Source organism: Ereboglobus sp. PH5-10 (genome assembly GCF_029504735.1).
In the GTDB taxonomy this organism is placed as follows: Bacteria; Verrucomicrobiota; Verrucomicrobiia; order Opitutales; family Opitutaceae; genus Ereboglobus.
In genome coordinates this window covers 316,768-330,470 of record NZ_JAQFIP010000001.1, presented here as the reverse complement: position 1 = coordinate 330,470, position 13,703 = coordinate 316,768, and the positions used below count along the sequence as shown (strand labels likewise).

At 60.6% G+C, this 13,703-nt stretch carries 12 protein-coding genes and 1 tRNA gene; 6 read left to right on the top strand and 7 right to left on the bottom strand.

From position 1 onward, the window contains the following. The first annotated feature begins 80 nt into the window (after positions 1–80). From M2447_RS01295 to M2447_RS01280, 4 genes are read left to right on the top strand one after another with little or no spacing between them, the layout of a single operon-like run. Entirely contained in the window at positions 81–593 is a 513-nt protein-coding gene (locus tag M2447_RS01295; protein WP_277557059.1) for a tetratricopeptide repeat protein, read from the top strand. Then, entirely contained in the window at positions 590–1,021 is a 432-nt protein-coding gene (locus M2447_RS01290; RefSeq protein WP_277557057.1) for a thioesterase family protein, read from the top strand. The genes M2447_RS01295 and M2447_RS01290 overlap by 4 nt, the downstream gene beginning before the upstream one ends. A gap of 23 nt (positions 1,022–1,044) precedes the next feature. Beyond that, positions 1,045–1,710, top strand: a complete 666-nt coding sequence (gene tenA, locus M2447_RS01285; RefSeq protein ID WP_277557055.1) for a thiaminase II — start codon at positions 1,045–1,047, stop codon at positions 1,708–1,710. Positions 1,711–1,739: 29 nt separating this feature from the next. After that, a complete protein-coding gene (locus M2447_RS01280; protein ID WP_277557054.1) occupies positions 1,740–3,164 on the top strand; it encodes a hypothetical protein in 1,425 nt (474 codons plus the stop codon). Between the two features lie 72 nt (positions 3,165–3,236). On the opposite strand, the gene M2447_RS01275 is transcribed toward M2447_RS01280, so the two are convergent. From M2447_RS01275 to M2447_RS01265, 3 genes are all read right to left on the bottom strand, one after another. Further along, positions 3,237–3,322, bottom strand: a tRNA-Tyr gene (locus M2447_RS01275). Between the two features lie 75 nt (positions 3,323–3,397). After that, positions 3,398–3,991, bottom strand: coding sequence for a ribosome biogenesis GTP-binding protein YihA/YsxC (gene yihA, locus M2447_RS01270; protein ID WP_277557053.1), 594 nt, complete (start codon positions 3,989–3,991; stop codon positions 3,398–3,400). 83 nt (positions 3,992–4,074) lie between these two features. Continuing rightward, entirely contained in the window at positions 4,075–5,124 is a 1,050-nt protein-coding gene (locus M2447_RS01265; protein WP_277557052.1) for a TonB family protein, read from the bottom strand. Positions 5,125–5,292: 168 nt separating this feature from the next. On the opposite strand from M2447_RS01265, the gene M2447_RS01260 reads away from it, so the two are divergent. Then, a complete protein-coding gene (locus M2447_RS01260) occupies positions 5,293–7,317 on the top strand; it encodes a M13 family metallopeptidase (RefSeq protein WP_277557051.1) in 2,025 nt (674 codons plus the stop codon). A gap of 393 nt (positions 7,318–7,710) precedes the next feature. Here the strand turns inward: M2447_RS01260 and rpsA are convergent, their stop codons facing one another. The 4 genes from rpsA to M2447_RS01240 form a co-directional block, all read right to left on the bottom strand. Next, positions 7,711–9,384: a 30S ribosomal protein S1 gene (gene rpsA, locus M2447_RS01255; RefSeq protein ID WP_277508407.1), complete on the bottom strand. Its 1,674-nt coding sequence runs from the start codon at positions 9,382–9,384 to the stop codon at positions 7,711–7,713. 306 nt (positions 9,385–9,690) lie between these two features. After that, positions 9,691–10,308, bottom strand: coding sequence for an HNH endonuclease (locus tag M2447_RS01250; RefSeq protein ID WP_277557050.1), 618 nt, complete (start codon positions 10,306–10,308; stop codon positions 9,691–9,693). Positions 10,309–10,432: 124 nt separating this feature from the next. Next, positions 10,433–11,725, bottom strand: coding sequence for a Gfo/Idh/MocA family oxidoreductase (locus M2447_RS01245; RefSeq protein ID WP_277557048.1), 1,293 nt, complete (start codon positions 11,723–11,725; stop codon positions 10,433–10,435). 77 nt (positions 11,726–11,802) lie between these two features. After that, positions 11,803–12,525, bottom strand: coding sequence for a DUF1080 domain-containing protein (locus M2447_RS01240; RefSeq protein WP_277557046.1), 723 nt, complete (start codon positions 12,523–12,525; stop codon positions 11,803–11,805). A 64-nt stretch (positions 12,526–12,589) separates the two neighbouring features. Between M2447_RS01240 and ispE the strand changes: the two genes are divergently transcribed. After that, on the top strand, positions 12,590–13,600 hold the full coding sequence (gene ispE / locus M2447_RS01235) for a 4-(cytidine 5'-diphospho)-2-C-methyl-D-erythritol kinase (protein ID WP_343215354.1): 1,011 nt from the start codon (positions 12,590–12,592) through the stop codon (positions 13,598–13,600). Positions 13,601–13,703: the final 103 nt, after the last annotated feature.

Sequence of the window (13,703 nt, the reverse complement as noted above, 5' to 3'; positions counted from 1 at the left end):
CGGAGCCATCGCGGGCGCGAGTTTTTTTGAAGAATCGTTTGCCAGCCGCGCCGCTCTTCGTTTCACGTTACCCCCAGTTTATGCAAAAAATCACAAGCACCCTCACCGCGTTGCTCGTTCTTTTTCTGATTGCCGGTTGCGGCGGCGGCAAAAAGGAAGTTTCCAAGCTCCACCAGGATCAGGCGGCAAAGCACGCCAGCGATGCCAACATGGAGAATTTTCTTCGCAACTACGCGGCCGCGGAAAAATCGCTCACGCAGGCGACCACGCTCAATCCCACGGTCGATGACTACTGGATAGAGCTCGGCAAGGTGCGCGTCCGCCTCGGCGACAAATCCGGCGCGACCAAGGCCTACAAGGGCGCGCTCGCCGCGTGCGACGCGCAGTTGAAGGAAGTCGCGGAGAATCCCGTTTTCATCGAACGCAAACTGCGCGCGCTTGTGATGCTCGGTCGCGATGACGATGCGCGCAAGGTTCTCGCCAAGGCCGTCAAAAACTATCCTCAAAACACGCACCTCAAAACGCTCGACCAAGTCAAGGCGGTGGATCTGTTCAAAAACGACGCCCATCTCAAGGACTTCATCGTCAAGTGACGCCGTTCGCCTATCAACGCACGATTCATTTTGCGGACACCGATGCCGCGGGCGTGGTGTATTTCGCAAACTATCTCTCGTTTTGCCACGAAGCCTACGAGGAGTCGCTTGCGGCGGCGGGCATCGAGTTGAAGTCGTTTTTTTCCGACAACGGCATCGTCATTCCCATCTCAAAAAGCAGCGCCGATTATTTGCGTCCGCTTGCTTGCGGGGACAAAATTTCGATCGCGGTCAAACCGGCGGCGCTTTCGGACGACTCCTATCGCATCGACTATGAAATCACCCGGCTTGCCGGCGGGGGCGCGCCCGCCAAGCGCGCGGCGGTTGTGCGGACGGAGCATGTTTGCATCCGCTCGGATAATCGCGCGCGCGTCGCGCTTCCTCTCGCGCTGGCCGCGTGGATTGCCCGGCACGGAGCGGCGGCGTGAGGCGCGCATCTACTTTTGCAACGATGTCCACATTCACTGATTCCCTCTGGCAGGCGGCCTTGCCGGTTTATGAGAAGATTCTGGCGCATCCATTTTTGCGCGGGCTAACCGATGGCACATTGCCGGCGGAGGCGTTCAGGCATTACGTGCTCCAGGACGCGCACTATCTGCGCGATTACGGGCGCGGCCTCGCGCTCATCGGCGCAAGGGCTGCCAGCGACGACGAGTTCATGATGTTCGCGCAACATGGCACGAACGCCATCGTCGTGGAGCGCGCGTTGCACGAGGGCTTTTTTTCGGCGTGGAAACTTGATCGCGACGCGGTTGCCGCCGCGCCCGTCGCGCCCGCGTGCCATCACTACACATCGTATCTTTTGCGTGTGGCGCAGGAGCGTCCGTATCACGAGGCGCTCGGGGCGTTTCTGCCGTGCTACTGGGTTTACTGGGAAGTGGGCAAGGCGCTCACCGCCGCGGGTTCGCCCAACGCGCTTTATCAAAAATGGATCGACACGTATGGCGGCGATGAATTCGGCGCGACGGTTCGCCAGGTGCTCGATGTGGTCAACCGCGTGGGCGAGCGCCTCACGGACGAGCAGCGCGCCGGCGTGGCGCGGCATTTTGTGACCGGCACGCGGCTCGAATGGATGTTCTGGGACGGCGCCTGGAAAATGGAAACGTGGCCGGCGTGACCTCGCATCTGTCACAGTTTTTTCTTTGGTTGTTAAGGCGCGCGATCGCGGCCTGCGTGATTGCGGCGCTCGGGCTGGCGGGGTGGGCGTGGTGGTTGTATGCGCACGACGACGGCGATTTTTCGCAACGCCGCGCCCGCGAGCTGGCTTTGTTTTCCGCGGAGCGCGCAAGAATCGCGACGTTGTGCGAGGAAACCGACGCGCGCATCGAGGCGTTGCGCGCCGAGCTGGGCGCGCAGCAACAAAAGGTCGCCGAGGCCGAGCGCGCGATCGAGTTGCACAAATCACTCGAAAGCGAATGGAAGCGCTGGACGGGCTCCCGCGAGGAGCAGGAGCTGAACGATCGCAAGCGGGGCGAGCAGGAAAAAATCAAAACCGGGGCGTCCGAGCGCATCGCCGCATTGCGGCAGGAGCTGGTGGACGCGACGCAGGCGCAGCAGCGCGCCGAGGTTGCGCTGGCGCGTGTCGGGCGGCTCATCACGGCAACGGAGGCGGAAACCTCCGAGCTCAAATTTTACGCGCTGTTGGTTTGGGAGGGGAAACACGGACGGCGGTTCGCGTTTTGTTTTTTCGGGGTTTGGATGGCGTGGCCGTTCGTCGGCAGGCTTGCGCTGTATTATCTCGCCACGCCGTTTGTGATCAGACGGAAACCGTTGCGCTTGTCGAAACGCGCGGATGTGGCGCTGGCGGTTGACGGGGAGGGCGGGGCGGTGACGGTCGAGTTGATGCCGGGTGAGTTGCTGTGCGCGCGACCCGGGCTGGTGGAGTCGGCCGATGAGGAACTGGCGCGCCGCAATCGTTTCTGGCTGAAAGCGCGATTCCCCCTCATGAACATTGCGTGTCGCCTGACGCGTCTGGCGGAGTTGCGCAACGAAGCCGCGGACAAAACGCGGTGTGTGACTTTGCGCGGCGCGGGCAAGTGGAAGGGCGCGGGCGCGGATTTGCGCGGACGGCGCGCCGAACTGGCCGTCGTGCGGGTGCCGAAGGGCGGCTCGCTGGTGCTGCGTCCGCGTTATCTTGCGGGTGTCGTGCGCGCGGCGGATGCGCCGCTGGTGATTCGCAGCCACTGGCGTTTTTTCAGTGTGCACGCGTGGGTGACGGGTCAGTTTCGTTTTTTTGAATTTGCGGGGCCGTGCCGCTTGATTGTGGCGGGGCAGCGCGGCGTGCAGGCGGAGTTTCCCGAACTGCGCGAGGACGGGCGACGTCCTGTGCAGCGCGCCGAGGCGTGGGCGACGATGGGGTTTTCGGCGGCGGTGCGTTACCGTCCCACTCGGGTGAAATCGCTTTGGCGTTACTGCCGCGGACTGAGCCCGCTTTACGACGACCTGTTTGTCGGCGAGGGAATGTTTCTTGTGCAAAAAAACGCGATGGGGCAGGGACGTTATGACAAGGGCCGGCTGCGCCAATTCGGCGCCGGAGTCTGGCGGCGGTTGCAGAAGATTTTCGGAATGTAGCGGAGTGGGGGCGCGACTGCGGCGCGTAATTTTGCCCAAACAAAAAGCCTCCGATTTCTCGGAGGCGGAAAGTGGTGGTAGGACCTGGATTCGAACCAGGGAAGGCGTAAGCCAGCAGATTTACAGTCTGCCCTCGTTGGCCACTTGAGTATCCTACCAGAAACAGGGAGGCGGAAAATCTTCTGTCACGGGACGAAGTTCAAGGTTTTTTTTCACAAACCGGCCAATATGTCTCATGCGGCCAGTGTTTGCTCAATAAAACGCAGAATCTCGCCGCGTCCGGCCTTGGTTTGGGAGGAGCTGAGAAATGTCGGCGGCAGTTCGGCGCGCCATGCGGAGAGCGCCTGGTTGAAACGGTCGATGTTGGCGCGGGTGGCGGTGGGCGATTGTTTGTCGGTCTTGGTGAAAATGAGCGCGTGGGGCATGTCGCGCTCGCCGAGCCATTGTATGAAATCGATGTCGATGCGCTGGGGCTCGATGCGCGAGTCAATGAGCACGAAAACGCAGCGCAGTGTTTCGCGCCCCTCGATGTAGCCGGCGACGGCCTCGTTGAAATCGGCGCGTTTTTCCTGCGCGACCTTGGCGTAGCCGTAACCGGGCAGGTCGACGAGCAGCCATCGGTTGTTGATGGTGAAGAAATTCAGGAGGCGCGTCTTGCCGGGCGTGGCGGAAACCTTGGCGAGGTTGCGCCGCTCGGTGAGCATGTTGATGAGCGAGGACTTGCCGACGTTGGAGCGCCCGATCATGGCGAACTCGGGCCAGTCGGCGCGCGGACAGTTGCGAAGCGTCGTCGCGCTGGTGAGGAATTCGGCGGATTTGATTTTCATGATGCCAGCGAGAAAGCGCGAGTTTGCGCGCCGCGTCGAGCGGAGAAGCGCGGGCGTTTCGGTTTACGTTTGCCGCCCCGGGCTTATTTGGCGCGCGTTTTTTTGACCTTGGGGACAAAATTGATCGGCACGCGGGCGCGCGTGATGACTGGTTTTCCTTCCGAGCGGGGCGGTTCAAAACGCCAGTTCGCGATGGTTTGCACGGCGATGTATCCAAAGGATGGATGCGTGTTGGAGACGATGCGCGGGAGGCGAACCATGCCCTTGCTGTCGATATAAAACTCCACCACGGCCTCGCCCGAGGTCAGATTCTCACGCAACGCCGCCAGAGGAAACGGTGCCTGCCGCGAGGCAATCATCTTGGGCATGGCGTCGAGTTTGCCGGCGGGGATGATTTTTTCGGGCGATTTTTTCTCAATGCGAAGCATGTCGCGGTCTTCGCCGGTTATGAACTTGGAGCCTTTGTTAAATTCAAGCGACACGGTTATGATCGCATGGGTCGGCTGGCCTTGCAGGGTGGCGGGCTCGAACTCGAAATACTCGCACGCCGCAAGCGCCGCGAGGCCGAACTCCGGCGCGCTTTGCTTGGTGATCTCCATTTTCCTGACTTTCCCGCGCGCGTCGACCAACACCGCAACGCTGGCCTTGCCCTTGGTGTTGTTTTTCAACTGCTCGTAGGGATAAACCGGATAGATTACGCTGCGCGGCTTCGGCGCGACATCGTAGCGGTAGCCTTCCGGCATTTTGGAGATGTCTTTTTTGGAGGGGCCGGGTGTGGTGTAGGAGTAGGCGTTCCTTCCTTCTTCGCCATCCAAATGGAAAACCAGTGGTATTTGCATGCGCGTCTTGACCGCCTTGCCGTCTTTTATCCCTGGTTTGAATTTCCATTTCAAAACGGCGTCGATTGCCGCCTGCTCAAAGCCGGAGTGGTTTGAGCGTATGATTACTGGATCAACGACATCGCCGGATTCATCCACAAAAAACCGAATGGTCACTTCGCCGGTCATGCCGCTTTCTTTCATGCTCCACGGATAAATCGGTTGCGTTTGTTTGATGACTTCCGGACGGCGATCCTTGGCGAAAACGGCGGGTGCGAAAAAAACCGCGCCCATCATTGCGACGGTCAAAATCATGGCAATGCGAAGGCGCGGTGATTTGAGGGAAAATAATTTGGGGTGCTTCATAAAAGAATTGGGAGCCCGGCAGTGTCTGGACTATGTCACGCGTGTGCAATTCCAGAATGCTTGCGCAATCCGCGCGCCGGGCGTATCCATCCGGCATCAACGAAAAATCGCATCCCTATGAGAAACCACATCATTCGCGCATTACCTCTTCTGGCCGCATCGTTCATTTTCACTCTCGCCCTGCGCGCCGAGCTCGACCTCGGCGCCATCGATTCCTCGGTTCGCCCGCAGGACGATTTTTTTGAATACGCCAATGGTTCCTGGCTGAAAACGGTCGAGATTCCCGGCGACCAGCTTGGCTGGGGAAGCTTCTACGAGCTCATCGACCGCACGCAGAAAAACCTGCACGAGATTTGTGAGAATGCCGCAGCCGCTTCCGCAAGGGCCGGCTCGCCCGCGCGCATGGTCGGGGATTTTTATGCGAGCGGCATGAATGAAGGCGCGATTAATGCCGCGGGCGTCAAACCCATCCAGCCGCAACTCGACTTGATCGCGGGCATCAAATCACGCGCCGATGTGATCAAGGTCATCGCTGCGCTCAAGCAGATCGGCGTGCGCAACAGTTTTGGTTTCTACGTCGACGCTGACGAGAAGGACAGCGAGTCCTACCTCGCGCAAGTCACGCAGGGCGGGCTCGGCCTGCCCGACCGCGATTATTATTTTACCGACAGCGAGAAGATGAAAAAATTGCGCGCCGAATACGTCGAGCACATCGCAAAGATGCTTGTGTTCGCGGGAGACCCGCCCGAGACCGCGCGCGTGGCGGCGCAGGCCGTGATGAATCTCGAAACCAAGCTCGCCGCCGCCTCGCGCACGCGCGTGCAGCTTCGCGATCCCGAGGCCAATTACAACAAAACCGCCGTCGCCGACCTCGCCAAAATCACCGGCGATTTCGATTGGGCCGTGTTTTTCAAGGCGATTGGCGCGCGCAATGTTCGCAGCGTCAACCTCGGCCAGCCCGACTTCATGCGGGCGTTTGCCGCGCAGCTCAACGAAACCCCGCTCGCCGACTGGCGCGCCTACCTGCGCTGGAATCTTGTCCGTGGCGCGGCACCCTGCCTGGGCGACGATTTCGTCAATGAAAACTTCGCCTTTTACGGCCGGGCGCTCAATGGACAAAAGGAAATCAAGGTGCGCTGGAAGCGTGTCACGGAAAGCATCGACGACGGCATTGGCGACGCGCTCGGGCAGCTTTATGTGGCGAAATATTTCCCGCCCGCGTCAAAGGCCCGCGTGCTCAAGCTTGTCGAGGACCTTCGCTCCGCGTTGCGCGCGCGCATCGAAACGCTTGAGTGGATGGACGCGCCAACCCGCGCGCGCGCACTCGAAAAGCTCAACTCCTTTAGCGTGAAAATGGGTTATCCCGACAAGTGGCGCGATTATTCCACGCTCACGATCAGCCGCGACGCATCGTATGTGGAAAATGTTTTTGCGGCCAACGCTTACGAAATGCGCCGCAACCTCGCGAAGATCGGCCAGCCCGTCGATCGCACGGAGTGGTTCATGACCGCGTCCACGATCAACGCCTACTACAATCCGGTTGAGAACTGCATTGTTTTCCCCGCCGGCATTTTGCAGCCGCCATTTTTCGACGCCAACGCCGACGACGCTGTCAACTACGGCGGCATCGGTTCCGTGATCGGGCACGAAATGACGCACGGTTTCGACGATCAGGGCCGCCAATACGACGCACGGGGCAACCTGAAGGATTGGTGGACGCCCCAAAGCACCGAGGCTTTCAACAAGCGCGCCGCGGTCATAATTGACCAGTTCAACAACTACACCGTGCTTGACGGCGCGCTCCATGTGAACGGCACGCTCACGCAGGGCGAAAACATCGCCGACCTCGGCGGCGTGAAGATCGCCTACGCCGCGCTCCAACGCGCGCTTGCCGGGCAATCTCGCGCAAAAATCGGCGGCTACACGCCCGAGCAGCGCTTCTTCCTCAGCTACGCGAGCATCTGGCGCGAAGTGCGCCGCCCCGAGTATCGTCGCAACCTCATCGTCATCGATCCGCATTCACCCGCCGAGTGGCGCGTGCGCGGACCGCTCTCAAACCTTGAGGAATTTTGGAAGGCTTTCGACGTGAAGGAAGGCGACAAAATGCGGCGCGGCGGCAGCGACATCGTGACGATCTGGTAAGGCCCAACGATCCGGCGCCGAACAGGGCTGTGAGAAACACGATTCGGCAGGGCGAAGCCTCCCGGCTGATCCGTGCGCACCATGATTCGGCTTCGCCTGATGCTTCGCCCTGCCGCGGTGCCGTTGCCATTTACGGGCGAGATTTATTCTTTGGGTGCCGTCAATGCTTGGGCGGTTTCGCCGTTCCGGGCGTCAGCGACATTCTGCCAACCGCCGCGTGTTTTCCTTTCGTGATTTTCGGCGTGGCCAGCGAGCAGGCGTCACCTCCGCAGGTCTAAATCTCGCTCGCAAATGGCATTGCAAGCTGGTGCTTGTGCGCAAAAAAGCGCCCGGCGGTTTGGGCCGGGCGCTTGATGTTGTTGAGTGTTTTTTGCTGATGAATGAAGCGTCCGCTTATTCGGCGGATTTTTCCTTGTCTCCGGAGGCGGCGTCGAGGATGTCGCCGAGGTTCATCATGTCGCCGCTGCTGTCGCGGGTGAGCGCCTCGAGCGTCGCGGTTTCGGACGCGAGCTGCTCCGCGGAGTAGTTGGCGGCCTTGATCGAGAGACCGAGACGGCGCTCGGCGGTGTCGATCTTGATGACGCGGGCGGTGACTTCCTGCCCGGGCTTGAGCACGTCCTTGACCTTCTCGATGCGGTCCTCGCTGATTTGCGAGATGTGCACGAGGCCGTCGATGCCGTCCTTGAGCTCCACGAAGGCGCCGAAGCTGGTGATCTTCGTGACAACGCCGGTGACAACGTCGCCGATCTTGAAGTGGGCGTCGATGTCGGCCCAGGGATCGGTGGAGAGTTGCTTCATGCCGAGGCTGATGCGCTGCTGCGAGGGATCGACGTCGAGAACGATGGCGTCCACTTCGTCGCCCTTCTTGAGCATTTCGGACGGGTGGTTGACCTTGCGGGTCCAGCTCATGTCGGAGACGTGAACCATGCCGTCGATGCCTTCCTCGAGCTCGATGAACGCGCCGTAGGTGGTCATGTTGCGAACCTTGCCGTGGACGCGGGCGCCGATCGGGTAGTTGTGGCGAACCATTTCCCACGGGTTGGCTTCGAGCTGGCGGAGGCCGAGCGAGATCTTTTGCTCGTCCTTCTGGATGCCGAGGACAACCGCGTCGAGTTCCTGTCCGACTTTGAGCAGTTCGGAGGGTTTCGTGATGCGCTTGGTCCAGGACATTTCGGTGATGTGCACGAGGCCTTCGACGCCGGGTTCGATTTCGATGAACGCGCCGTAGGGGACGAGGTTGACAACCTTGCCGTGCACCTTGGCGCCGACGGGGAACTTTTGCTCGATGTCGTCCCAAGGATTCTTGGTGGTTTGCTTGAGGCCGAGCGAAACGCGCTCTTTGTCGCGGTTCACTTCGATGATCATGACCTGGATTTCCTCGCCCTGCTTGAGCATTTCGGAGGGGTGCGTGATGCGGCCCCAGCTCATGTCGGTGATGTGGAGGAGGCCGTCCATGCCGTCGAGGTCGATGAACGCGCCGAAGTCGGTGATGTTCTTGACGACGCCCTTGCGGACCTGGCCGGGCTCGATGGATTCGAGGAGGGCGCGGCGTTTGCTGGTGCGCTGTTCCTCGATGAGCTCGCGGCGGGAGAGAACGATGTTTTTGCGGTCGAGGTTGATTTTGAGAACCTTGAAATCGTAGGTTTGGCCGACGTATTGGTCGAGGTTCTTGGGGGGCTGCACGTCGATGTGCGAGGCGGGAAGGAAGGAGTCAACGCCGATGGAGACGATGAGGCCGCCCTTGACCTTGGCGCGGACGCGGCCGGAGGCGATGGAGCCCTCGGGGAAGCGTGTGAGGATGTTGTCCCAGTTTTTCTTTTGCTCGGCCTTGTCGTAGGAGAGCGTGGGCATTCCGTTTTTGTCCTCCAGTTTCTCAACGTAAACGTCGATCTGGGAGCCGATCTGGAGTTCGCCGATGTCGATGAATTCGCTGGCGGGAATGAGGCCTTCGGATTTGCCGCCGATATCGACGACAACTTCGTTTTGGCGAATTTCGGTGATGGTGCCGGGGACGATCTGGCCTTCCTTGAGCTTGTCGAAGCTGGATTCGGCGAGCAGATCTTTCATTATTTGACTCATGTGTGTCTTTCAGTGCGTCCGTGGGACGCGTCGCGCGGAACCTTCGCCTCGCTTCGGGACGCCGGCCCTTCGCGGGAGGCTTCGTGTGAAGCCGTTTGGTTGAAGGTTAACGGTTACTGAGGCCGGCGGAAGCGATGCGGCGCGCCGGCTTGACATGAGTGAGTGCCGCAAGAGGTCAAAAAGATGGGGAAAGATTGGGGCAGGGCAAGCGGGAATTTTTTAGGAATTTTCGGCCTGTGATGCCGAATTGGGAGTCGCAAGCAACGCCCCTGTGAAAAACGGCAACGCGCCGGCTCACTCCTCCAATTCCACGTTCCAGTAGGCGAGGTCGAGGTAGTCCTTCCACATTTCGCGGTCGTGGCGGCTCAGCATGAGGCTGATCACGGGGCGCCATTTGGGTTTTTGCGGTTTGCGGATGAGGCGCATTCCAGCCTCGTGGGGGAGGCGGTTGGCTTTTCTCGTGTTGCAGCGGATGCAGGAGCAGACGATGTTTTCCCATGTGGTGCGTCCGTTGTGGTGGCGCGGAATCACGTGGTCGAGGTTGAGTTCCTCCCGCGGGAAAATCTTTGCGCAATACTGGCACTGGTTTTTGTCGCGCTCGAAGACGTTGTTGCGCGTGAGCTTGAGTTCTTTGCAGGGGAGCTTGTCGAAAAAGGTGAGCAGGATGACGCGAGGCAGGCGGATGCGGCGGGTGGGGGTGTGGACGATTTCGTTGTCGGTCAGGGGCGGGTTGTGGTGCGAGAAGTCGATCCAGTCCATCATCGAGAAGGTGTGAAAGTCCTCTTCGTGGTGATGGACGACTTGGGCGTGTCCCCGCGCAAGCAACGCGAAGGCGCGTTTGGCGCCGATCACATTAATCGCCTGCCAAAGGCGATTTAAGACCAGCACTGGTTGTTCGAGGACAGCCTCCATACGGGAAATGTGAACTAAGCAAGTGAGCGCGCGCTGTCAAGAGGGCTGGTTGGGCCGAAGGCGGGTCGTGCAAAACAAAGGGGCGGCTAAGCGCCGCCCCTTGTTGCGATTGACGAAGTCAAAATCACACGAGCGGCGTCACGCCAGGGATGGGAACCACGACTTCGGGCGCGGCGCCGAGTTCGTAACGCGACGGCGAGAGGTCTTGTTTCGAGGCGTTGAGTATCCAGTTGTAATTGATTTCCTTGCCCGTGTAGGCGGAGGTGCGCCCGAGGATCGCGGTGAGCGTGCTCTCGGCAATGCGCTTGGCTTCGTTGAGCGGGTTGCCGTCGCGGATACTCCTGATGAGGTCAACGTGCTCGTCCTTGAAGGCGTCGGGTGTGTCGCCGTCGTATTTCCATTTGTTTGCGCCGAAGATTTTGCCGTCGGCCATGGCGTAGCCCTTGGTGCCGACGATGCGCTCGTTGACGCGACCCGCGGCGTTGGGCGTCTGGCGGCAGAGGCTTTGCACGCGCACGCCGTTGGCGTATTCAAATTCGACGGAGAAGTGATCGTAGGCGTCGCCGTATTTCGGATCGGTGCGCGCCTGGCGTCCGCCCATGCCGAGGGCTTTCACGGGGGGGCCGCCGAAGGCCCAGTTCATGACGTCGATGTTGTGGACGTGTTGCTCGACGATGTGGTCGCCGCTCAGCCAGGTGAAATAGAGCCAGTTGCGCAGTTGGTATTCCATCTCGGTCCACTCGGGTTTGCGCCCGCGGTGCCAGAGTTCTTTTTGGAGCCAGTAGCACTGGCCGCCGACGAGCTCGCCGATGGCGCCGTCGTGGATGCGGCGCATGGTTTCGAGGTAGTTGGCGGCGTGGCGGCGTTGCGTGCCCGCGACGATGGCGAGTCTCTTTTGCTTGGCGAGTTCGCCGACGGAGATGACTTTGCGCACGCCTGCGGCGTCAACCGCGACGGGTTTTTCGGCGAAGACGTGCTTGCCTGCGTTGATGGCGGCCTCGAGGTGCAGCGGGCGGAAGCCCGGAGGGGCGGCGAGGATGACGAGGTCAACGCCGGAGGCGATGACTTGTTTGTAGGCGTCGAAGCCGGAGAAGCAGCGCTCGGGTGTGGCAAAAAAACGGTCGGACGGAACCGGGGCGGAGGGCTTGCGGCTTTTCGGGCTGCCCTTGATCAGTTTTTCGCGGGCTTCATCAACGCGGTCCTTGAAAACATCGCCGAGCGCCCAGACGACCACGGAGGGATCGGCGGCGAGGCAGTTGCGCATGGCGCCGACGCCGCGTCCGCCGGTGCCGATGACGCCGACCTTGATGCGATCCGAGCCGGCTGCAAACGCGGCTGCGGGGAGTTTTGTGAGGAGCGGCACGGCGGAGATCGCGGCGGCGGTTCCGAGGAATTTACGACGGGTGAGTTGTGTCATGAGTTTTGGTTTTAGTGGTTAATGATGAGTTTGCGGTTAACAGTTTTCAGTTGAGCGCTGGCGCGCCGAAAGTGGGTTTATTTGAGGGGTGTGAGGGTGATGTTGCGGAATTCCATCGGCGCGCCTTCGGATTGGAGGCAGATGTGGCCTTCGCTTACGGTGACGCCGGTGGCGCGGTTTTGCTCAACGCCGTTGACGATGAGCGTGATGGTGTCGCCGGCGCAGACGATTTCGTAGGTGTTCCACTCGCCGGCGGGTTTTTCGGATGACGGGGATTTTTTTGCGAGGAGGCGATTGTTGATCGCGTTTTTTATTTGAACACCATCGTTGGTTGCCTCGGCTTTCATACGCAGATCTAAAAGTTCTTTGGTTACGACTCCGCCGAACACATAAAAGTCGCCCGCGTTGCCTTCCATGAGTTGGGCCTCAATGGATTTCGGCCAGACTTCGTCTTCGCCTTGCATGTGGAGGAGCACGCCGCTGTTGCGCCGCCTGGGTTTGCCGTCCGCATCGACGGGCGCCCCGAGCCAGCGCCATTCGACGGTGAGGCGGTAGTTGGAGTGGCGTTGCGCGGTGCGGAGATATCCGGCGGGGGTGCCGGTGTCGGTAATCACGCCGTTGCTCACGCCCCAAGTTTTGGCGGCGCTGGGGTTGCCATCCTTGGCGCAGACGATCCATCCCTCGAGGTCCTTGCCGTTGAAGAGCGGGATGCTTGCGGGCGTCTTTTTCGCGCAGCCGATGACGCCCAGCGCGAGGGCCGCGGCGATGCCGGCGGATACAACGAGACGTAATGTGCGCATGGTGTTGTTTTGATGAGGACTTGGGAGGGAAGGGCGAAAAACTAAAACACCTACGCTGTGCAAAATGCGGACGTGTGTCCAGCGGATGATTGTCTGTTTTGCAAAAATAAATATGCACGAAGGTCAGCAGTGTTGCAAGGTGCGGGGAGTTCTGTGTTTGAATGGGCGCGACGTGCACACGGTGTCCATTTTTTCCCCGGCAAAAATAAACCTGTTCCTCGCCATCACGGGGCGGAGGGCGGACGGGTTTCACGATTTGCTGTCGGTCGTGGCGCCGGTGTCGTTTGGCGACGAAATACGGATCGAGTTTATGGGCGAGGGCGCGCCGTTTGAACTGACATGCGCGGACGCCGCGGTGCCGGTGGATGCGACGAACTTGGTTTTGCGGGCGGCGGAGGCGTTTCGCAACGCAAGCGGGTGGGGGAGGGGCGCGCGGTTTTCCCTGCACAAGCGGATTCCGACGGGCGCGGGGCTTGGCGGGGGAAGCAGCAACGCGGCGATGGTTTTGCGCGCGTTGAACGATGCGGCCGGGCGTCCGCTGGGGCGCGCGCAACTGGTGGCGCTTGCGGGCGGGCTCGGATCGGATTGCGCGTTGTTTTTGCACGGCGGCCCGGTCGTGATGCGCGGACGGGGCGAACGCGCGGAGCCGCTCTCCGGGGGCGCGGCGCGAAGGCTGGCCGGGCGGCGGGTTCTGATTTTCAAACCGGATGTGAGCATCAACACCGCATGGTCTTATCGCCGGATGGCCGCGCGCGCGCCGGAGAGCTATCTGGCTGAAAAAAATGCGGAAGCCCGGCTTGCGGCGTGGCTCGAAAATACGACGGCGGGCGCGGAGGGTTTATTGTTCAACAACATGGAGCCGGTGGCGTTTGAAAAATTCGTGGCGCTGCCGGTGCTGCTGGCACGACTGCGCGGACGCTTCGGCGTGGCGGCGGGAATGAGCGGAAGCGGAAGCGCGTGTTTTGCGTTGCTGCGCGATGACGCGACGGCGGACGCCGTGCGCGAGATGATGGAATGCGCGCGCGCCGCACTCGGGCGCGGTGCGTTTGTCGCGGAGGCGCGCATAGCCTGCTGAGCGGGGAATTTTGCGCCTCCAAATTTTATTACAAAAATTTCCATCGACTACGCGTTACGAAATATTTACCACTCGCGCCCCGAACCTACACAAATCCTTCCAC